We start from the raw sequence: 22,575 nt of genomic DNA, 5'->3' as shown, positions 1-22,575 counted from the left end.
CACTGCCGGCCAGTTCTCTGAAATGGTGCAGGCGGGCGCAAACCGCTTACAAGCAAATGCTGAGTATGTCAACTCATTGAACGTTTTTCCGGTGCCGGACGGCGATACCGGAACAAATATGAACATGTCCATGCAATCCGGTGCCAAAGCCGTGTCTGATTCCCCTTCTGAAAAAGTTGGCGAATTGGCGCAAGTTCTGGCACGGGGTCTTTTGATGGGGGCGCGGGGAAATTCCGGCGTTATCCTGTCACAATTGTTCCGCGGCTTTTCCAAGCAAGTCGTGACCGTTGATGAGCTGAATGCGACTCAACTGGCACAAGCCTTTACCCACGGGGTGGAAACAGCGTATAAAGCTGTGATGAAACCGGTGGAAGGAACTATTTTGACGGTTGCTCGAGTAGCAGCTGAATTTGGCGAGCGTAAAGCTGCTGAAACCGAAGATGTCATCGAAGTGATGAAGGCGGTTGTCAGCGGTGGTAAGCGAGCATTGGCTAAGACACCTGACTTGTTGCCGGTTTTGAAAGAAGTTGGCGTCGTGGACAGTGGCGGTCAAGGACTGCTTTATGTCTATGAAGGGTTCTTGGCAGCCTTGACTGGTGAATACCAAGCTGACGAAACCTTTGAACCAACACCGGCTGCAATGGAAGAAATGGTGAATGCCGAGCATCATCGCAGCATTCAAGGACAGTTAGCCACTGAGGACATCAAGTTCGGTTACTGTACTGAAATTATGGTGAAAATTGGTGAAGGCCCAACAGTCGATGACAATTTCGACTACGAAACCTTCCGTAATTATTTGAATGAACTGGGGGATTCACTGTTGGTGGTCAACGACGATGAAATCATCAAAGTCCACGTCCACACGGAACACCCGGGTGAAGTCATGAACTACGGCCAAAAATTTGGCTCACTGGTGAAAGTGAAAGTCGACAATATGCGTGTGCAGCACGAAACAATTTTGGAACATGACCAACAAGTGGAAGCTTTCACTGGTGACGCTGCACCAGCGCCACGTATTCCTTATGCGGTAATTGCGATTGCAGCGGGCAATGGGGTTGGTGAACTGTTCAAGAGTCTGGGAGCGAGCTACATCATCAATGGCGGTCAGACCATGAACCCTAGTACAGAAGATATCTTGAAGGCCATTGAAGAAGTCAATGCCGATAAAGTTATCATTTTACCAAACAATAAAAACATCTTCATGGCCGCTGATCAAGCAGCTGAAGTAGCTGAAATCCCGGTAGTTGTTGTGCCAGCTAAGACAATTCCTCAAGGGATGACTGCGATGCTTTCCTTCAACGAACAAGCGGATTTGGAAGCCAACAAAGAAGCGATGACAGAAGCCTTGGAAAGTGTTGTTTCCGGCTCTGTGACGCATGCGATTCGCAACACGTCTATTGACGGTATCGAAATCACAGAAGGCGACTTCATCGGTATGGTGGACAGCAAGATTGTGATTTCCGAAAAAGATCGGGTGCAGACAGCGGTAGATACATTGAACAAAATGCTCAATGAAGACACCGAAATCGTAACTATCATCTTTGGGGATGAAGCAAAAGAAAAAGAAGCACAAAGTATTGCAGATCAGCTGACTGCGGCTCATCCAGATTTGGAAGTAGAGATTCACCAAGGCGATCAACCGGTTTATCCGTATTTGTTTGCTGCTGAATAAGAAAGATTCGGTCGGGCCTTTCCAGGTGTGTTTGAAAACGCCCGGTCCGGACGGGAAATAATGCAAGTTTGTGGACCGCTGAAAGTCTCCGTCACATATGGAGATTTCCAGCGGTTTTCTGCATGAAGGACAATAAGGCCAGAAATATTTCAAGAAAACCTTATTTAAAAGCTACATATTGGTGGCAGGTATGGCGAAAAATTTCGTAAAAGAGAGTTAACGGAGGTGAGTACATGAGCGGCTTGGAACAATCTGTCCAGTATTTGAAAGGTGTCGGGGAAAAGCGCGCCCAGGACTTGGCTAGTTTAGGAATCGAGACAATCGGGGATCTGCTGGGGTATTATCCGTTTCGCTATGAAGATATCCAGGAACGGAGCATCGAAGAGATTGGTGATCAGGAAAAAGTGACGTTAAAAGGGGTAGTTGTCGCGCCACCAGTGGTCAGTCGTTTCGGGTATAAAAAATCTATGCTGAAATTTCGAATGATGCAGGAACACGCGGTTTTCAATGTTTCCTTTTTTAATCAGCCTTATTTGAAAGACAAAGTGGAGCTGGGGGAAGAGCTGGCAGTCTACGGCAAGTGGGACGCTAAGAAAAAAGCCATGACTGGCATGAAAATTCTCGGAAGCGGGCAGCAAGGGGAATTTGCCCCCATCTACCATGTTTCCCAAAAAGTGAAACAAAAAACCTTGGTTCCGTTGATTCGGCAAGCTTTTGAAGATTTCGGAAATGAGATTGAAGAAAATTTGCCCTTGTCTTTGCAGGAAAAATATCGGCTGTTGGATCGGCGTCAGGCGATGTATGCCATGCACTTTCCAGTGAATCCAGAGCAGCACCATCAAGCCAAACGCCGCGTGGTTTTTGAGGAATTTTTCTTGTTTCAGATGAAAATTCAAGGGTTGAAGCAACAGGAAAAAGCCGCCAATAATGGCTTGGCAATCGCCTACGACAATGAGAGCTTAAAACGATTTATCGCCACACTGCCTTTTGAATTGACGACAGCGCAAAAGCGGGTGACCAATGAGATTTGCAGCGATATGAAAAGTCCACAGCACATGCAACGACTTTTGCAGGGGGATGTAGGTAGTGGGAAAACTGTTGTGGCAGCGATCGTCTTGTTTGCGGCGGTGACAGCGGGTTTTCAAGGGGCCTTAATGGTGCCGACAGAAATCTTAGCGCAACAGCACATGGAAAGTTTGAATGGCTTGTTTGATCCTTTAGAAGTCCGGACGGCGCTGTTGACCGGTTCTACTAGTACCAAAGAGCGAAAAGCTTTATTAGCTGAGCTTGCTGCCGGTGAAATTGATATTGTGGTGGGAACCCATGCGTTGATTCAAGAAGGGGTCGACTTTAGTAATCTGGGGCTGGTGATCACCGATGAACAGCATCGTTTCGGCGTTAACCAGCGACGAGTCTTACGGGAAAAAGGCTGGCGCCCAGATGTACTCTTTATGACGGCGACACCGATTCCCCGTACATTGGCGATTACCGCTTACGGGGAAATGGATGTATCGGTTATAGATGAGCTGCCTGCCGGTCGGATTCCGATTGAGACTCGGTGGGTTCGCCCTAGTCAATTGGACAGCGTCTTAGATTGGAGCCGGCGGGAGTTAAAAGCTGGTCACCAGATGTATGTCATTTGTCCGTTGATTGAAGAGTCGGAAATGCTGGATGTTAAAAATGCCACCGAAGTGTATGAGCACCTGCAGAATTTTTTTGCGCCAGAAGGTTATGGAGTCGGCTTGCTGCACGGCCGCATGAAAAATGTCGAGAAAGACGCCATTATGGAAGAATTCAAAGACGGCAAAACGCGGATTTTAGTGTCTACAACAGTAATCGAAGTTGGGGTCAATGTTCCCAATGCTACGGTGATGCTGATCATCGATGCCGATCGTTTTGGACTCGCACAGCTGCACCAGTTGCGGGGGCGGGTCGGTCGGGGCGCAGACGCCTCTTATTGTATCTTGGTGGCTGAGCCGAAAAACGAATACGGGCAGGAACGGATGAAAATCATGACTGAGACCAACAACGGTTTTTTGCTGAGCGAAAAGGATCTGGAGTTGCGGGGGCCGGGAGAAGTATTTGGTTTTCGACAGTCCGGACTGCCGCAGTTTGTGGCAGGAGATCTGGTGGCAGATGCAAATATCTTGGAAGTCGCCCGGGAGGAAGCCGCAGCTGTTTGGCAAATGAAAAATTGGCAGCAATTGCCGGAATACCAAGGTTTGGCTAAAGCAGTGACTGCCCCTGATAAGCAATTTTTTGATTAGACAAAAGACCGCTTGTCAGTAAGGCATCGGCTATCGAAGAGTTCCTGTGTTTTTCAACGTTTTTTTCGTTAGCTGTGGCCGGTAGTTGACTGTCTAGGCTCGTTAACTAGGCGTGTAGCTGCTTTTTGCTGAAAGACTAGCTGTGGCAGCTGGTTGTTTTTTCAGAAGGGATATTGTAAAGTTGTGATAAGAATTTACTTGTACCTGTAGGACAAGTACTCCCGAGTCACGGGATGAGTGGAGGAAAACGACAATGATGAGAATCGCAGTGGACGCGATGGGTGGCGATAATGCACCGAAAGCTATCGTGGAGGGTGTCGTCTTGGCGAAGAAAAACTTCCCGGACATCGAGTTCCAACTCTACGGCAAAGAAGCCGAAATCAAAAAATACCTGGAGGATGAGGAAAACATCAAAATCATCCACACCGATGAAAAAATTAACAGCGATGATGAACCAGTTAAGGCAATTCGTCGTAAAAAAAATGCGTCAATGGTATTAGCTGCCCAAGCTGTTAAAGATGGGGAAGCCGATGCCGTCTTTTCAGCTGGAAATACCGGTGCGTTGTTAGCGGCTGGCTTGTTTATTGTCGGGCGCATCAAAGGAATTGAACGCCCCGGTTTGATGTCGACACTGCCGGTGATGGGTAAGACGACGGGCTTTGACATGTTGGATCTTGGGGCCAATGCCGACAATAAAGCTGAACACCTGCACCAATATGCAATTTTAGGTTCTTTTTATGCTCGGAATGTGCGGAAGATTCAAAATCCACGCGTGGGGTTATTGAACAACGGTACCGAAGAAACCAAAGGCAGCGAGTTGACGAAAAAGGCTTTCCAACTACTTGCTGACGAACCGGCAATTAATTTTATCGGCAACGTCGAGGCGCGGGAATTGTTGAACGGTGCAGCCGATGTGGTCGTTACCGACGGCTTCACCGGAAATGCGGTGTTGAAATCCATCGAAGGAACAGCCCTGAATCTGATGGCGCTTTTGAAAGATGCGATCAACGGTTCCGGTACCAAAGGGAAATTAGGGGCCTTGCTTTTGAAAGATAGCCTATATACGTTAAAGGATGCTTTAGATTATTCTCAATACGGTGGGGCAGTCCTCTTCGGCTTGAAAGCACCGGTGGTAAAAACTCATGGTGCGACTGGTCCGGAAGCTGTTGCCAATACCATCAAGCAAATCCATACCATGCTGGAAACAGACGTGGTAAAGGAGTTAGTGAAACAGTTTGAGAGCGTTCAGGAAAAAGAAATTCAGCAATCGTAATGAAATTTTTGTAACATTTTTGCAAAAATAGACTGGACAAATAATTTTAAAAAAAGTACAATGCTTTGTAGCTATCTTTTCTTTTGTTGGTCAAAAGCGTGGAGGTGAATGCAATTGACGCGTGAAGAAGTGTTTAAAAAAGTAGCAAACGTGATCGCCAATCACTTTGAGGTGGATGCTGATACAGTGACCGATCCCATGAGTATTAAAGACGATCTGAATGCTGATTCTATCAGTGTCATGGAATTTGTATTGGAGCTTGAAGACGAGTTCGGTACGGAGATTTCTGACGAAGATGCAGAACAAATCCAAACAGTTGGTGGCGCAGTAGATTACATCTATGGCCATTTGAACAAGTAAGTACACCGGAGCCGCAGCGATGCGGCTCTTTTTTCTAACACGAGGCGAGGGACTCCTTTAAGATTGTTCAGGCAGTCTCTAACTTGCGTCTGTAAATTTCACCACAGTTGTCAGAAGACAGAAAGATTTTTTGGAGATTGGTAAGTACCAGTTGTCAATTAATGGGCTTTTTGCCCGAACCGCCACTGGCACATGTGAGATTTCATGACGCCAAGTAAAAAAACGACACATTTGTTACTTGTGGGAAAGTCAGGTGGGATAATCCCCGCTGTTATCAGAAAATAACGACTTTCTGGAAATGACAGGCAGTGCCAAATCAACGGCTTGTGACTTTTTCAAGGATAAATTATGACTGTTTTTATAGACAGTTGGGCTTTTTTTTATTACAATAAGCCCTAGGTATTTTCGGAAAATTTGGTTTGTTCAAATAAAATCCCTTTATTAGAAAACCAGCTGTTTTCTGGGGAAGGAATTTTAGCGAAAATTCATTTTTTTGTTTTTGTCGGAGTGAAATGTAAGAAATCGTCAGGAATATTTTTTTCACGAGAAGATTTTAATAATTATAAAATCAAGGTTCTTCCCTCTTTTTGCAAGAAAAGGGCATGGAAACTTCCAAAAGAATTGTGAAAGCGCCTGATGTTTTTTTATCTCTCATTTGTCAGATAATTCAAAAATAATAGATTTTTCCATTTGACAAACCTACGATATTTCGATAATATCTCAATAATTTCATAAATTGGTTTGTTATGAAAAAGGAAAATTGGAGGTATGGACATGAAAATGAAGAAAGTGCTGGTATCATTGCTGGCAGCGACATTCGTGCTGGGCGCGTGTGGCGGTGGCGGTGGAAGCTCCAACAGTGGCGGTTCCGCTTCAAGTGGTTCTGGAGAAGGAGAAAAAGGGTCTGTAGATACGTATAGCTATGTTTTTTCTACAGATATTGAAACTTTGGACTACCTTTTCTCTCAACGGAATTCAAACAGCCAACATTATAGTAACTTTGTTGATGGGTTAATGGAATGGAATCCAGAAGGACAACTGGTTCCAGCCTTAGCTGAATCTTACAAAGTCAGTGATGATGGTTTGACTTACACGTACAAAATCCGTGAAGGTGTGCCTTGGGTGGACTCCGAGGGCAACGAATACGGTGCTGACGTAACTGCTAATGACTGGGTAGCTGGTCTAAAACATGCGGTTGAAAAGAAATCTGAAACATTGTATATCGTAGCAGACAGCATCAAAGGCTTGTCTGATTATATCGCAGGTAAAACGGATGACTTCTCTACAGTCGGCGTCAAAGCAGTAGATGCCCACACATTGGAATACACATTGAACAAGCCTGAATCTTATTGGAACTCTAAATTGACTTATGGGATTTTGTATCCAGCCAATGAAGAATTCTTGAAGGAGAAAGGTGACGACTTCGGTAAACCAACACCAGATTCTATCCTTTATAACGGTCCTTACATTTTGACAGAAAATACTTCAAAATCTGCAATCGAATATGGCCCGAACGAATCTTACTGGGATCAAGACAATGTTCATGTGAAAAACGTGAAATTCATTTACTTTGACGGCTCTGATCCAGACTGGTTGTTCAAACAATACGATGCAGGTGAATTTACCTCTGCTCGTGTGTATCCAAACTCTGCTGGTTATAAAGATGTAGAAGCGAAATACAAAGATTCAATTAACTTCTCTTTGCCTGGATCTTCCACATTCAACATGACCTTCAACTTCAATCGTCAAGCATATGAAAATACGTCAAAAACGACTGATAAACAAAAAGAAGATACTAAAAAGGCCATCATGAACTTGAACTTCCGGAAAGCTTTCCAATTTGCATTTGATAAAAAAGCTTACCGTGCTCAAAATGTCGGTGATGCAGGTGCTGAAAAAGCATTGCGTAATACCTTGGTTCCAACGGACTTCGTTCAAATCGACGGCAAACCGTTCGGTGAAGTCGTACAAGACAAAGTTCGCGCTGCTGATGCTGAAGCGTTTGGCGAAGTAAACTTGGCAGAAGGTCAAGACGGTACTTACAAACCAGACCTAGCTAAGAAATATATGGACTTGGCGAAGAAAGAATTGGAAGCTGAAGGTGTTGAATTCCCAATTCATTTGGACTTGCCAGAACAAGAAACAGCTGAAGTATTGGTAAATGCTGACAAATCTATGAAGCAATCTGTTGAAGCTTCTCTTGGTAAAGAAAATGTCGTAATTGACATTCAATTGTTGAATGAAGATGCTTACTATGCTGCGACTTACCAAGCAACTTCATCTGCTGCTACTGACTATGACATCTCTACTGCTTCCGGTTGGGGTCCTGACTACATTGACCCATCTTCTTACCTGAATATCTACAACTCTCATTCTGGTGACATGTTGACGACTTTGGGTCTGGATGCTGATGCGACAGTTCAAGGAGAAGATCCTGGTAAAGCAGCCAAAGAAGCTCTGAAATTTGAAGAATATGATCAACTGCTTGACAAAGCAGATGCCATCACTGATGATGTGAACAAACGTTACGAAGCTTATGCTAAAGCAGAAGCATGGTTGGTTGAAAATGTAATTCAAATCCCAATCTTTGCAAGCTTGGCAACTCCTAGCGTTTCTAACATCGTACCATTTACTGCCCCTTATGCTTATGCTGGTCTTGGTGACTACCGTTACAAATACATGGAGATTCAAGATTCCGCTGTTACAACGGATCAATGGAACAAACTCCATGATGAATGGGCAGCTAAACGTGAAGAAGCTGCTACTAAAGAAGCAAAATAATTTCTAAATGAATTACTCTGTCACCCTCGCAGGTGCTCAGCCTGCGGGGGGACTCGTTGTTTTCCGTCTAAATAGTTGATCTACTGGTACAAAAGGCTGCCGGCAATCGCTGTAAAGCCTTTTTTACTTGACAGTATGGGTCTCTTCCCAAAGCTGTCAAAATTGATTCGAAGTAAAGCGGACTTTAGCTGTTGGCGACCATGAAGACCGAAGTAGCACTGCTAGCAGCGTTACTGGAAGCTTGATAGCCGTTTACAGCTAGAGGACTGCTTCACTTATAGATGCAGTATAGAAAGTAGGAGATTTATCGTGAAAAGATACCTGTTTTTCCGGATCCTGAGATCGATCCTAAGTATCTTCTTAGTAACGACCTTGACTTACGGCGTGATCTACAGCTTGATCCCTCGAAAGACCATTTTTCAAAACGACGTCACTTATGGCAAATTGAAGTCCAAACCGGACGATATGAAAGACTATGAGAATACGGCGTTTAGCAAAATGGGTTATTTGGACTACTATCCTTCTAAGGAATTAGTAGCAGAAGTTAAAAAAGACAACCCTGAAGTAACTGCAGAAGTCAGTGATGCCAACACGAAAATTTACAAAGACTGGGCGCAGAAAAACGGCTTTAAATTGGAACAATATCCAGTCAGCAAAGGCTATTACGCTGTCAAAGAGCTACCGTTGTATACTCGTGTCTTCCGCTTTTACAAAAACATGATTCAGATTGATAATCCATGGAAAGTCAATGACCCCGATAACAAAGATATGAAACGGGGCTATAAGATTGAAAATGATCCGATGGTTGGCTGGGCTTTGGTCGGTTCTGGTACACAATACAAGTACCAAATCTACTTCAACAGCAGCTTCCCGTTCATCCATCAAAATATTATCAAGTTGAATCTAGGAACTTCTTATCCAACTTTCGCAGGCCAACCAGTAACTCAAGTCATTGGTGGTGGCCAAGGGAAGGCCGACTCAAAAGAAGTAACTTTTGAGACCGGACGCAAATCCAAAACGGCAGTGAATGTTTACTCTCGTCAATATCAAATGACTGCCAACTTGTCTTCGCGAGACAAAAATATGTACAAGGATAACTACACAATTACCGTTAATAACTATCAAGACCCTTCAATGATCGGAAACTCTATGCGTATGGGGATTATTGCCGTCATCGTCTCCTATGGCCTTGCTGTACCGATGTCGATGCTGATGTCTCGCTTCAAGGGCAAATTCCCAGATAAGGTCGGGATTGCTTTAGTAACGGTATTGATTTCCGTACCATCGTTGGCCTTCATCTACTTCTTCCGTTTTATCGGATCTAGTGTATTCAACTTGCCAGATCTATTTCCAACTTTAGGAGCCAGTGATATTCGCTCGTATATTTTACCAACCGTCATCTTAGGTCTCTTGGGCGTATCTGGTATTGTAATTTGGTTGCGTCGCTACATGATTGATCAACAATCGGCGGACTATGTCAAATTCGCTAAAGCGAAAGGTCTGAGTTCTGGTGAAATCACCCGCAAGCACATCTTCAAAAATGCGGCAATTCCATTGGTGAATGGGATTCCATCAGCCGTGATTGGGACCATTGCCGGTGCTACTATTACTGAAACAGTCTTTGCTGCACCTGGTATGGGTAAAATGTTGCCGGATGCCATTAAATCCCACAACAATCCAATTGTTATCGGATTGGTCTTCATCTTTACGACTATTTCGATCTTCTCAATCCTGCTAGGGGACATCGCCATGACCATGGTGGACCCTCGTATCAATCTGTCAGAGAAAGGGGGCAAGTAAGGTGGAAGTACAAAAAGACGATCTTCAACAAAGCGATTTTAGTTTCGTCAAAATGGACGAACACGCTTCAGAACGAATCGATGCCCCAGTATATTCTTATTGGCGGGCAGTGGGACGCAAATTCTTTTCCAGCAAAGTGGCCATTTCCATGCTAGTCTTGATGATTGCCATCTTTCTGATGTCCTTTATTCAGCCGCTAGTTTCTGGCTATGACTACATGAGTGTCGAAGGAATTAACGACTTTGCCAAGCGCTACAATCCACCGAGTGCCCAATATTGGTTTGGGACAGATGCCAATGGCCACTCTTTGTTTGATGCCGTATGGGCTGGTGCTAAGACCTCTATTTCCATCTCAGTAATCTCGACTTTGGTATGTACTATCATCGGGGTTGTTGTCGGTGCGATTTGGGGAACTTCTAAAAAGATTGACCGTTTTATGATTGAAATCTACAACATCTTTTCAAATGTACCGCAACTGTTGATCATCATGGTCTTGTCTTACGCATTTGGTAGCGGGTTTTGGAACCTGATCTTTGCCATGTGTCTGACCAGCTGGCTCGGAACAGCGTACTTCATTCGTGTTCAAGTAATGATCATGCGGGATCGAGAATACAACTTGGCTTCCCAAACTTTGGGAACACCAACGATGCGGATGATTTTCCGTAATATTCTGCCTTACCTGACTTCAGTTATCGTAACCGATGTTTCCCGGACATTGCCGTCATTTATCTCCTATGAGACTTTCTTGTCCTTCTTGGGAGTTGGTTTGAGCGCCAATGTACCATCATTAGGGAAGCTGATTTCAAAATACACTGCAAATATGAGCAACTATCCGTATCTGTTTTGGATCCCGGTAGCCGTGCTGGCCTTGGTATCAGTTTCACTGTATATCGTTGGTCAAACATTGGCTGATGCCGCAGATCCGCGGACACACATGTAAGAGGAGGAGACGACATGGAAAAAGCAACTGTATTGTCCGTTGAAAATCTCTCCGTCGGTTTTACCGTCCGCAATCGTGAACTAAAAGCAATTCGTAATGTTTCTTTGGAAATCAAAGAGCAAGAAACGCTGGCAATCGTAGGGGAATCCGGTTCTGGTAAGTCAGTTTTAACCAAGACTTTCACTGGAATGTTGGAACAAAACGGCAAAATCACCAACGGTACGATCAAATATCATGACAAAATTTTAAGCGACCTGAAAAAAGATAAGGAATGGGAAGGAATTCGTGGGAGAGAGATTGCCACGATTTTCCAAGATCCTATGACTTCACTGAATCCAATCAAAACCATCGGCTCACAAATTTCCGAAGTAATCATCAAGCACCAAGGAAAAAGCGCCAAAGAAGCCAAAGAAATGGCTATTGATTTGATGAAACGCACCGGTATTCCCAATGCGGAAAACCGCTACAATGAATATCCTTTCCAGTATTCCGGTGGGATGCGTCAACGGATTGTTATCGCCATTGCACTGGCTTGTCGGCCTAAGATTTTAATCTGCGACGAGCCGACTACTGCCTTGGACGTAACGATTCAAGCTCAAATTCTGGATTTGATCCGGGAACTGCAAAAAGAATACCAGTTTACTACAATTTTTATCACCCATGACTTAGGTGTGGTGGCAGCCATCGCTGATAAAGTGGCAGTAATGTATTCCGGCCAGATCATCGAGACTGGTACCGTGGAAGATATCTTCTACAATGCTCGTCACCCATACACTTGGGCTTTGTTAAGCTCACTGCCTCAGCTGAGCCAAAAAGGCACAGAGTTGTACTCTGTACCGGGGACCCCGCCATCTTTGTACAAAGACATTGAAGGGGATGCTTTTGCACCACGTAATCCATTTGCCATGGAAGTCGACTTCAAGAAGGAACCACCGATGTTTCAAGTCAGTGAGTCTCACTTTGCGAAAACTTGGCTGATGGATCCACGAGCGCCGCAAGTGGAAAAACCGCAAGCAATCCAAAACCTGCATGAAAAACTGGTTGCACTACAAGAAGAGATTGCACCGGAAGACTATGATGCCCAAGATTTGGCAGAAGATGGAGGTGTGACAGTTGGTTGATCGAAATGATGTATTACTGTCCATCAAAGACCTGGAAATCACATTTGGTGAAGGCAAGAATCGCTTTGTCGCAGTACAAGATGCCAACTTTGATATCTACAAAGGAGAAACTTTCTCTTTGGTAGGTGAGTCAGGTTCTGGAAAGACGACAATCGGTCGGGCAGTCTTGGGATTAAATCCTACTTCCAACGGGGAAATCATCTTTGAAGGAAAAAAAATTAACAAGAAACTAACCAAGCAAGAACAAGACGATGTCATTCGCAAAGTTCAAATGATTTTTCAAGATCCCTCAGCATCTCTAAATGAACGGGCGACGGTTGACTATATCATTTCTGAAGGGCTGTACAATTTCCACCTCTTTGATTCAGAAGAAGAGCGTCGGGAGAAAGTAGAGCGCATCATTGAAGAAGTGGGACTGTTGCCGGAACACTTGAATCGTTACCCTCATGAGTTCTCTGGTGGTCAGCGCCAACGTATCGGGATTGCCCGGGCGTTGGTGATGGAGCCGGAATTGGTAGTTGCAGACGAACCAATTTCAGCCTTGGACGTATCGATTCGCGCACAGGTTTTGAACCTGTTGAAAGAATTCCAACGAGAAAAAGGTGTCACTTACTTCTTTGTGGCCCATGACTTGTCGGTAGTCCGTTTCATCTCTGATCGGATCGCTGTTATTCGCTCCGGCCGGATTGTTGAGTTGGCGGAAGCTGAAGAGCTTTTCCGCAATCCGCTACATCCTTACACCAAAGCATTGCTCTCTGCAGTGCCGGTGCCGGATCCAATCCTGGCTCGTAAAAAAGAACTGCATGTCTACAATCCGGATATGCACGACTATTCCGTCAACAAGCCGAGCTTTGTTGAAGTTATCCCTGGTCATTACGTTTACGGTAATGAACAGGAAATTGCTGGGTATCGAGAAGCTGTGAAATAATCAGCCTCTATTCACATACCACTTTCTATACCAAACTATTTAGAGGCAAAACAGGCAGATACCATTTTGGTACCTGCCTGTTTTGTAGTTTCTGCAAAAAAATTCATCTGAGCCCAAAAGTTTGTAATTAAGAAGGCAGTTTGGTGGAAGCGTTGAAATACCCTTGAGTCAACCAGCTGCTGCCGAAAACTAAAAAAATGGAAAGTAGAAAGCGGGGCAGCAGGTTTTCATCGTAAGGCGGCACCAGGGGCAACAAATAGCCCAAAATCAGCAGTAAGATAAAAACGTTCAGAATTCGGTATCTGACAGCTAAGACGAAGAGCGCAGCGGACGTTAAGAGTCCAACAATGAGCAACAAAAGCAAGGGTAGATTTTGAAGCTGCAGTTCATTACCGGTCAATCGCAGGTAGCCAAAGGGGGATTGGTGGGGATTGACCGAATTGAAGATTTTCTCCTCGACTCGTGTTTGGAAGAATAGGAATAGGCCACAGAGGATACTGTAGCTGAGGCCCAACAAAAACACCAACCGCGTCGCTAGAAAGGAAAGGGCAGAATGCAAACCTTGACGCATGGGCAACACCTCCTAGAGGGTATTTTTGATGTATTTTACTCTGGAAAAACAAATCAGACAAGAGGCTTTGGCTTACTTTTCTCTAAGCTCGGCAAAATGTATCATTTCAAGTAATAAAAACGTCTGAAAAACCGGCCTTTTGGAAAGAAAAGGAGGCGACAGAGGCAGCCAGAAGGACGCAAAAATCAAATGGACTTCCTGAAAGCGCTGAAGTGTTGAAAACCTGTGGATAAATGTTTAAAGGTTTGGCTTCTGAGATTTTATTTATGTCGGAAAAACAGTATAATGAAACAGTATTGAATAAATTAGAGGGACTGAAGACTAATGGACAATCAGTTGGCAAATCTGCTTAAAGAAAAATTCGGGATCGTATTTAGCGACATCAATCTCGTTGATCAGGCCTTCACCCATTCTTCTTATGTGAATGAGCACCGTAACCTGCATCTGTCAGACAATGAGCGTTTGGAATTTTTGGGGGATGCTGTTCTGGAATTGCTGGTATCCCAATACCTGTATCGGGAATTTCCCCAACTGCCGGAAGGAAAACTTACCAAGACCCGTGCAGCAATCGTCCGTGAAGAAAGCTTGGCCCAATTTGCCAAAGATTGTGGCTTTGATCGGTTCGTGAAACTGGGCAAAGGGGAAGAAAATTCCGGCGGACGCACGCGTCCCGCACTGTTGTGTGATTTATTTGAAGCTTTTTTAGGGGCTTTGTATTTGGATCGGGGGCTGGAAGCAGTTCTGCACTTTTTGGAAACAGTGGTTTATCCACAAGTGCAAGCCGGTGTTTTTTCACATGAGCGGGATCATAAGACGCGTTTGCAAGAAGTGTTGCAGCGTTCTGGTGATGTGTTGATCGATTATCGACTAGTGAGAGAGGAAGGACCTGCCCACGAGCGAATCTTCCATACAGAAGTTTATTGCGACGGAGAATTGATCGGTGAAGGTCAAGGCACCTCCAAGAAAAATGCTGAGCAGTCTGCCGCTGCCAATGCATTGCAGCGGCTAGCTTAAAGTAGCCAGTCGCTTGACTGTAAACAGCCAAGACGCCTGTTAAAGGACTTATTTCGACATGTGCCATCGAACCCGTCCCAGTCAGTTACAGCTGCTGTTCTCGGTCAGACAATGCATTGCTCCAATCACAATGCATTGTCTTTGGACTGAGTCGTTTTTTGCTGCAGCTTTCGTGACGGGTTTATTGAGAGGGGAAACTATTTGTGTATTTGAAGAAAATCGAGATCGCCGGCTTCAAGTCTTTTGCCGACCGGACGGTGATCGATTTTGAGAACAGCGTGACAGCTGTGGTAGGGCCAAATGGGTCCGGTAAAAGCAATATCACTGAAGCCATTCGCTGGGTCTTGGGGGAGCAGTCTGCCAAAAGTTTGCGGGGTGGCAAGATGCCGGACATTATTTTTGCCGGCTCTGATTCCCGCAAAGCACTGAATATCGCCGAAGTGACGGTAGTGCTGGACAATAGTGACCACTACTTGCCGCTGGATTTCACGGAAATCAGTGTGACCCGCCGCTATCGCCGGACTGGTGAAAGCGACTTTTTTATCAACAAACAAGCTTGCCGTCTAAAGGATATCACGGACTTGTTTCTGGATTCCGGCTTAGGAAAAGAATCCTTTTCCATCATTTCCCAAGGGAAGGTGGAGGCGATCTTTGCCAGTAAGCCGGAAGACCGGCGGGGGATTTTTGAAGAAGCAGCGGGTGTCTTGAAATACAAGCAGCGTAAGAAAAAGGCTGAACAGAAGCTGTTTGAAACCGAAGACAACCTCAGTCGCGTCCAAGACATTGTTTATGAGCTGGAAGATCAGCTGGAACCTTTAGCAGAACAAAGCCGGACAGCTACCGCCTATTTGGGGTTAAAAGAAGAATTGACCCGAGTAGATGCAGCTTATGCGGTGACCGAAATCCAAAGCGCCAAAAAGATCTGGGATGAAACAGAGCAGCTGCTGGATCAACTGGACGGCCAGCTGCGTGAAATCAGCACAACTATCACAGCCGGTGAAAAGCTGTTAGCTGAAAAGCGGCAAGAACGCACACGTCTGGACGAGTGGTTGGAAAGCGGCAATCAACAGCTGTTAGCGGTGACTGAAGCCTTAAAACAGGCGGAAGGACAGCAGGAGTTGCTGAAAGAGCGCTCCAAAAATACCCTGCAAAGCTCGCGGGAATATCGTAAAAATATCGAAGAAGCTGCCCAACGAATGGCTGATTTAGAAGAAGACAAAAGCGCCCTTATCAGTCAGCTGTCAGAAAAAAATCGGCAACACCAGCAGCTGGAAGAAACGATTCGCACCACTCAGGCCGAACTGGCAAAGTATCAAAAGTCCACCAAAGAAGTTTTGGAGGAGCTACGGGGCCAATATGTAGACAAGATGCAAGAGCATGCCAATATCGGCAATGACTTGAAATACTTGGAACGACAATATACACAAGAATTGGCTAAAAATCAGAAGGCGCTGCAAAAGCAAGGAGAGCTGACAGCTGCCATTCGTTCTGGTCAGGAACAAAAAACTGCATTAACGGCCGAGGTCAAACAGGCGCAAAGTCATTTGGAAGCGCAGCGGAAGGAATATGTATTGCTGCAAGACCAAGTCCAGACGGTGAAGACTGAGTTTGACAGTGAGCAAAAGAAAATGTACAGCCTGATGAGTCAGGTGCAGCAGGTTCGTGCCAAAGAAAAGAGCCTGCAAGACATTCAAGACAACTATACCGGCTTTTATCAAGGGCCCCGAATGGTATTGCAGCACAAAGAACGTCTTCAAGGCGTCGTAGGGGCAGTGGCTGAACTGATTGAGGTACCAAAGGATTATGCCGTAGCCATCGAAACCGCACTAGGCGCTAGTGCACAGCACGTCATCGTAGAAACGGAAAAGGATGCCCGGCAAGCCATCACCTTCTTGAAGGAACAGCGAGGCGGACGGGCGACCTTCTTGCCTTTGACGACAATCCAAGCTCGGAACGTCGCAGGAGCTCAACTGAATGCCGCCAAACAGGTGGCAGGCTTTTTGGGTGTTGCTTCGGAAATCGTCGCCTTTGATTCCTCCTTGCGAAACATTATGGAAAACCTTTTAGGGGGAATTTTATTAGCAGAGGATCTCCAAAGTGCCAATGCCATTGCTCGTGCGGTTCATTATCGTTACCGGGTAGTGTCCTTGGAAGGAGATGTCATGAATGCTGGGGGCTCCATGACTGGTGGTGCCAATAAAAAAGGCGGACAAGGCAATCTGTTTTCCCAAAGCAATGAGCTGGCTATCTTGAAAGAGCAGCACCAGCTATTGGATCAACGGCTGCAAACTACCGAAAAACAAGTGTCCCGCCTGGAAACTGAAACCAGGGAAAAACAGGCACGCTTGGAAACCTTGAGAGAAGAAGGGGAAGCAGCGCGTCTCAAATTGCAGGAACTGGAAAATCAACTGCAAAACAGAACCGTCGATCTGACACGCTTGGAAAAAGAGCATAGTATTTTTGCCTTTGAAAATCGGGAAGTTCAGGCCTTTTTGGAAGAATACGAAGAAAAGAAAGCGGGCTATCTTCAGGCGCAAGCAGAAGTTGAAGCGGCTCGGCTGGCAATCAATGAGGAGATTCAAGAGATCAACCGTACAGAAGATCTCATCGAAGCAAAGCGGGCAGAAGTCGGTGACGCACTGGCAACTCAGCAGGCAGAACTGGCTGTCTTGAATCAACAGATTGTACATGTCAAAGGACTGATCCAAGACAAACAAGCAGACCTGACAACCGCAGAAGCACGACACAGCAGCCTAAAAATGCAGCTGGCAGCATTGGACAGTGATTTTTCCAATCATGAGCTGTCAGAAGAGTCACTGCAAAAACAAGTTGTGGAATTTAGCGCAAAACGAGAACAGTTGCAGACTGAATTGACGGCCAAGCGGCAAGCCCGTTTGGAATTACAGAATCAGATTACCGCTGGCGATACAGATTTGAGCGAAAAAAATCAGCAACAAAAGCTCCTGCTCTCGCAAAAAACTAAAGTCGAAGTAGAAAAAAACCGTGCAGACATCCAATTGGACAATCTGCTGGCTCACCTGCAGGAAGAATATGCCATGAATTACGAGTTGGCGTCAGCCACATATGGTGTCGTGGATGATACAGAGGCTGCCCGGCAAAAGATTCAATCTTTGAAGCGGGAAATCGAGGGATTGGGTCCAGTGAATCTCAATGCTATCCAGCAATATGAACAAGTAAAAGAGCGCTATGACTTTTTGACCAGCCAAAGAGATGATCTGCTACAAGCCAAAGAGCAGCTCTTTACGACCATGAACGAGATGGATGAGGAAGTGAAAATCCGTTTCAATGAAGTATTCGAAGCCATTCGGGACAAGTTCAAGGAAGTCTTTCCCAATATGTTTGGTGGCGGGCGTGCCGAGCTGGTCTTAACTGATCCTTCCGACCTGTTGAATACCGGTATCGAGATTGAAGCCCAGCCACCAGGCAAAAAACTGCAAAGTTTAAGTCTGTTATCCGGCGGCGAACGGGCATTGACGGCTATTGCTTTGCTGTTTTCTATCATTCAAGTGCGACCAGTACCGTTTTGTGTGTTGGACGAAGTGGAGGCTGCTTTGGACGAAGCCAATGTTACTCGTTTTGGTCAGTACCTCAGCCGCTTCCAAAATGATACCCAGTTCATCGTGGTTACTCACCGCAAAGGCACAATGGAAGCTGCCGATGTTTTGTACGGCGTAACCATGCAGGAATCCGGCGTGTCCAAGATTGTCTCGGTACGTCTGGAAGATGTCAAAGAAGGTGGCCGAATCGTCGCTGCCGGGGAATAAAATTGTGAGGGAGTTTTTCTGCGAGTTGATCGGTGAATTCGACAAAAAGGCTACAAGCAGCAGAATCTCAGTCAAGTAGCTTTACAGCAGATTATAGCTGTGGCCGCAGCAAAATTTCTCGAATGCTTCGTGTTATTGTCAGGAGGAAAAAGATTGATTAAACTTGTCGCCATCGATTTGGATGGTACGTTGTTAAATAGTAAAAAAGAAATCACTGCAGAAAACAAACGAGTATTGGCAGCGGCACAAAAAGCCGGTGTCAAAATCGTGATTTGTACCGGACGGCCACTGCGGGCGATTCGTCCTTATCTGGAAGAATTGGATCTGAAAAATCCCGGGGATTATGCCATCACTTTTAATGGTGGTCTGGTGCAAAAAAATGATACCGGTGAAGTGATTGAAAAAGCAGCGTTGTCTTTTGCAGAAGTTCAAAGGTTGATTCAAATTGCAAAAGAATTGGCCCTGCCGCTGGATGTCGTCTCCGATGAAGTCGTCTGGTCACTGCCAACAGCGCCTGACCACCTGTCTATCTATGGCCAGTTAAACCCGCTGTTAGACGTGCGACCGGCCGGCTATGAGAAGCTAGACCCGGAGGCATTGTACAATAAAGCAGTAGTGGCTTACCCACAGGCGTATCTCGACCAGCAGATTGCTAAGATTCCTGAAAGTGTCAAAGCCGAATTTGAAGTTATCAAAACGCGGGAAGTCTTGTTGGAATTTATGCCAAAAGGAATCACCAAGGCCTATGGAATCGACTTATTGGCAGGAGATTTAGGAATCACAGCCGCCGAAGTCATGGCGATTGGAGATGAAGAAAACGATTTGCCGATGATCGCTTATGCCGGTATCGGAGTTGCGATGGCTAACGCTGTCCCGGCTGTCAAAGCAGTCGCTGATGTCATCACGGCTTCCAATGAGGCTGACGGTGTGGCCAAAGTCATCGAAAAATACGTCTTACAAGCCGGTACTGCCGGCAACTAATTTTTCACCAGACCATATAAGGAGGGAAAGCAATGGGCTTTTTCGATAAGATCAAAAAGGCGCTCATGGGCAAAGAAGAGCCGGAGCAGCCACCGGTAGTACCGGAAGAAGCGCTCGATGAACAAACAACCGACGAGCAAACAAACACGCAGCAATCTGAAACAGAACAATCAGAACCTGAACAACCGGAGACAAAGCCGGCAGAAGCTGCCCCTACTCCTGCTGAAGCCTCCTCTGAAGAGACCGCTGAAGTAAAGAAGGCTGAAACAGAATCTGAAGTTGAAACAACGACTGTCGCTTCACAAGACGTTTCGACTCACCAATTGACTGACACTATTGCGGAAAAAGCAGTTCCAGCTGACGAAGCAACCGAAGAGCTGGAGAATGCCACACCTCTTGAGGTTGAGGCGCAAGACACACAGGTGCAGACAGTCGATCAAGAACAAGCAGCAGCGACAGAAACCGTCAGCCAGGAAGAACTGACAGTGGCAGATCAAGCTGAGGACCGGCCACAAGTTGCTGAAACTGACGTGCAAGAACAAGCTGCCTCAACAGTCAACTCAGAAGCCGAGCTTACGCCGACTTTTGATGCAACAGCAGAAGCGGAAGCAGTGATCCAAGAGGCTGAAATGGCGCCACCGGTTGCTCCGATTGAACCGCAATCGCAAGCAACTGTTGAGGAAAAGTACGACAAAGGGCTGAAAAAGAGCCGTAAAACGTTTGGTCAGCGGCTAAATGAATTGTTTGCCAATTTCCGCAGTGTTGATGAAGATTTCTTTGAAGAAGTAGAAGAAACCTTGATTGGTGCCGACGTTGGCTTTGATGCAGCCATGCGGATTGCTGATGAAATGCGCCAGGAAGTCAAATTGCAAAACGTCAAGAAACCAAAAGATGTACAAAACGTCATCATTGAAAAACTGGTGAATCTGTACGACGAAGCTGGCGAAGGGGAAAATCACGACCTCAATATCCAACCCGAGGAGCTGACAGTGATGCTCTTTGTCGGTGTCAATGGTGTAGGGAAAACCACCAGCATTGGGAAACTGGCTTACGAATACCGTATGGCAGGAAAAAAAGTCTTGATGGCGGCAGCCGATACTTTTCGTGCCGGGGCGATTGATCAATTGGTTGTTTGGGGTGAGCGGGCTGGTGTAGAAGTCGTGCGCCACAATGCGGGTGCCGATCCAGCAGCTGTTGTGTACGATGCGGTGGAAAAAGCCAAAAATGAACACTACGATATCTTATTGGTGGATACTGCTGGCCGTTTGCAAAATAAAGTCAACTTGATGAAAGAGTTGGATAAAATCAAACGAGTTATTCAGCGAGAATTGCCAGAGGCGCCTCATGAAGTGCTCTTGGTGGTGGATGCTACGACCGGCCAAAATGCAATGGTTCAGGCTAAGCAATTTAAAGAAACCACCGATGTTTCAGGAATTGTTTTGACCAAATTGGACGGAACCGCAAAAGGTGGGATCGTGTTGGCGATCCGCAATGAACTCCACCTGCCGGTAAAACTGGTGGGCTTAGGCGAAGGCATTGACGATTTAGAGCCATTTGATCCGAATCAATTTGTGATTGGCCTGTTTAAAGGCTTGATCCAAGATTAGCAGGCGTTCTGAAAAAATACGGTACTTTTAAAATAAAGGTCCCAAGCAACCAGCAATGTCCGCAACACAGAAGCTTTTTCAAGTTTATAAAGCGGAAGTTTGGTGAAGGGACCAAAAAAGGAGGCTGGTGATACAATGACTAAACGACAACCGTTGATTTGGCGCATCCTGTTCTTTGCTGGTTTTGTCTTTTTACAAAACCTCTCTACGCTGGCTCTGATGGCAGATCAGCTGTTAAATACCAACTTGTCACAAGGCGCGTTTGCACTGATTATTGTCGTGGTTTTCTTAGCCGTGATGATGTATTTTATCCGTGTCTATCAACGACAGATCCAAGAGTACAATCCCCGCGGTTTCGGCAGGGAGCTTGCCATGAAAGGCAAGATCAAGTGGATTTTACTGACGGTTGCTGCAGTTTATCTTTTCTTAATCCTGGTGACTCCGCTGATGCCAGGAGAAGCAGATAATCAGCAAAATATCGACCAGCTGTTTCGGGTGCATGTTTTGGGGATTACGCTGTACGGAGCTATTTTAGGCCCAATCATCGAAGAGTTGCTCTATCGCGGAATCTTCATGAATTATTTCTGGAATGAAAATGACCGCAAGCACGATATTTTAGCGGTAGTGACTTCAGGCTTGATCTTCGGACTGTTGCATGAGCCGGCAATTTCCTTGTACCTGCTGGTTTATTCCGTGATTGGTATCTTTTTTGGGATACTTTATCTGAAGACTAAGGATATTCGGTGCAATATGATCGCCCATATTTTGTACAACAGCATTACATTTATCGTGATGTTCACGGCACTTTAAGGAGGAACCAATGAACAACAAACGACTCTGGCTGTCGACTTTGGTGGCGGCACTCTTGTTGACGGTGATTTTAGGAATCACACCGGTAAAAGAGGTTGTTTATTCAGATAGCTGGCCCCGTAAAATCATTGGAATCCTGTTATTTGCGGCGCTGCTTTTTTTCTGGTGGCGAGGGCTGCGACAATCCCGCAGTTTTCAACGAGATTTCCAATATTACGTCAAGACCTATGAATTAACACCGGAAAAGCTGGCCCGTCTGACGGGTTTTACGAAATATGATTTTTCCTATGATGGGGATGAGCTGCTCTTCATGAATAGTACACCGGAAAATCGCAAGCGGCTGATGACAACTCTCCAAACTCAATTTGGCCCTGTTCCGGAAAAATAAACTTTCGATTCAGTTTACTTGTTGGCGGTGCCTTGACCAAGGCTGCTTATTAACCGAAAGAACAGACAAGGAATTGTGACATAAATCGTTTTTTAAGTGGTAAATGGCGGAGGTTTCACCAACTGAGCGAGAAAATAGCTGTTAGCAAACCGTTACGACAATCCTTGTGTCAAAGTCCGTAGAAGGATGTATAAAGAGAAAGAGTGAAGGATGCTGACTGCTCTTGACGAAATCAAGGTTAGTCAGCGTTTGAAGTTTTTAACAATGAAAAGCCGAC

General features: G+C 45.6%; 16 protein-coding genes. 15 read left to right on the top strand and 1 reads right to left on the bottom strand.

Translation table 11 applies throughout. The annotated features are described in order from the left end of the window. The first annotated feature begins 22 nt into the window (after positions 1-22). The 9 genes from BAU14_RS03275 (at position 23) to BAU14_RS03235 (ending at position 13,142) form a co-directional block, all read left to right on the top strand. Entirely contained in the window at positions 23-1,672 is a 1,650-nt protein-coding gene (locus tag BAU14_RS03275) for a DAK2 domain-containing protein (protein ID WP_420022074.1), read from the top strand. A gap of 233 nt (positions 1,673-1,905) precedes the next feature. Further along, positions 1,906-3,939 (top strand): ATP-dependent DNA helicase RecG, encoded by a 2,034-nt coding sequence (recG, locus tag BAU14_RS03270; RefSeq protein WP_161898649.1) that lies wholly within the window; start codon positions 1,906-1,908, stop codon positions 3,937-3,939. Positions 3,940-4,195: 256 nt separating this feature from the next. After that, the gene (gene plsX / locus BAU14_RS03265; protein ID WP_161898797.1) at positions 4,196-5,212 is read left to right on the top strand and encodes a phosphate acyltransferase PlsX; all 1,017 of its coding nucleotides are present in this window, start codon (positions 4,196-4,198) and stop codon (positions 5,210-5,212) included. A gap of 114 nt (positions 5,213-5,326) precedes the next feature. Beyond that, positions 5,327-5,572, top strand: a complete 246-nt coding sequence (acpP, locus tag BAU14_RS03260; RefSeq protein ID WP_161898648.1) for an acyl carrier protein — start codon at positions 5,327-5,329, stop codon at positions 5,570-5,572. A gap of 780 nt (positions 5,573-6,352) precedes the next feature. After that, positions 6,353-8,353: a peptide ABC transporter substrate-binding protein gene (locus tag BAU14_RS03255; RefSeq protein ID WP_202622157.1), complete on the top strand. Its 2,001-nt coding sequence runs from the start codon at positions 6,353-6,355 to the stop codon at positions 8,351-8,353. A 309-nt stretch (positions 8,354-8,662) separates the two neighbouring features. Then, entirely contained in the window at positions 8,663-10,153 is a 1,491-nt protein-coding gene (locus tag BAU14_RS03250; protein WP_161898646.1) for an ABC transporter permease, read from the top strand. A gap of 1 nt (position 10,154) precedes the next feature. After that, positions 10,155-11,093, top strand: coding sequence for an oligopeptide ABC transporter permease OppC (gene oppC, locus BAU14_RS03245; RefSeq protein ID WP_337248031.1), 939 nt, complete (start codon positions 10,155-10,157; stop codon positions 11,091-11,093). A 14-nt stretch (positions 11,094-11,107) separates the two neighbouring features. Further along, positions 11,108-12,214 (top strand): ABC transporter ATP-binding protein, encoded by a 1,107-nt coding sequence (locus tag BAU14_RS03240; RefSeq protein WP_161898645.1) that lies wholly within the window; start codon positions 11,108-11,110, stop codon positions 12,212-12,214. Next, the gene (locus BAU14_RS03235) at positions 12,207-13,142 is read left to right on the top strand and encodes an ATP-binding cassette domain-containing protein (RefSeq protein ID WP_161898644.1); all 936 of its coding nucleotides are present in this window, start codon (positions 12,207-12,209) and stop codon (positions 13,140-13,142) included. The genes BAU14_RS03240 and BAU14_RS03235 overlap by 8 nt, the downstream gene beginning before the upstream one ends. Positions 13,143-13,269: 127 nt before the next feature. Here the strand turns inward: BAU14_RS03235 and BAU14_RS03230 are convergent, their stop codons facing one another. Continuing rightward, positions 13,270-13,713 (bottom strand): hypothetical protein, encoded by a 444-nt coding sequence (locus BAU14_RS03230; protein WP_161898643.1) that lies wholly within the window; start codon positions 13,711-13,713, stop codon positions 13,270-13,272. A gap of 324 nt (positions 13,714-14,037) precedes the next feature. Between BAU14_RS03230 and rnc the strand changes: the two genes are divergently transcribed. The 6 genes from rnc to BAU14_RS03200 all read left to right on the top strand — a co-directional run bounded on the left by rnc (position 14,038) and on the right by BAU14_RS03200 (position 22,298). Further along, positions 14,038-14,727 carry a ribonuclease III gene (gene rnc / locus BAU14_RS03225; protein ID WP_161898642.1) on the top strand — a complete coding sequence of 230 codons (690 nt, stop codon included), beginning with the start codon at positions 14,038-14,040 and terminating at the stop codon, positions 14,725-14,727. Positions 14,728-14,930: 203 nt separating this feature from the next. After that, positions 14,931-18,512, top strand: a complete 3,582-nt coding sequence (smc, locus tag BAU14_RS03220; RefSeq protein ID WP_161898641.1) for a chromosome segregation protein SMC — start codon at positions 14,931-14,933, stop codon at positions 18,510-18,512. 153 nt (positions 18,513-18,665) lie between these two features. After that, positions 18,666-19,493: a Cof-type HAD-IIB family hydrolase gene (locus tag BAU14_RS03215; RefSeq protein ID WP_161898640.1), complete on the top strand. Its 828-nt coding sequence runs from the start codon at positions 18,666-18,668 to the stop codon at positions 19,491-19,493. A gap of 32 nt (positions 19,494-19,525) precedes the next feature. Next, the gene (ftsY, locus tag BAU14_RS03210) at positions 19,526-21,100 is read left to right on the top strand and encodes a signal recognition particle-docking protein FtsY (protein ID WP_161898639.1); all 1,575 of its coding nucleotides are present in this window, start codon (positions 19,526-19,528) and stop codon (positions 21,098-21,100) included. A gap of 135 nt (positions 21,101-21,235) precedes the next feature. Then, positions 21,236-21,910 (top strand): CPBP family intramembrane glutamic endopeptidase, encoded by a 675-nt coding sequence (locus tag BAU14_RS03205; RefSeq protein ID WP_161898638.1) that lies wholly within the window; start codon positions 21,236-21,238, stop codon positions 21,908-21,910. A gap of 10 nt (positions 21,911-21,920) precedes the next feature. Continuing rightward, positions 21,921-22,298: a hypothetical protein gene (locus BAU14_RS03200; RefSeq protein WP_161898637.1), complete on the top strand. Its 378-nt coding sequence runs from the start codon at positions 21,921-21,923 to the stop codon at positions 22,296-22,298. Positions 22,299-22,575 lie beyond the last annotated feature (277 nt).

Source organism: Candidatus Enterococcus leclercqii (assembly GCF_009933135.1).
Classification (GTDB): domain Bacteria; phylum Bacillota; class Bacilli; order Lactobacillales; family Enterococcaceae; genus Enterococcus_C; species Enterococcus_C leclercqii.
The sequence above is the reverse complement of the archived record's forward strand: the minus strand, read 5'-3'. Positions and strand labels throughout refer to the sequence as shown.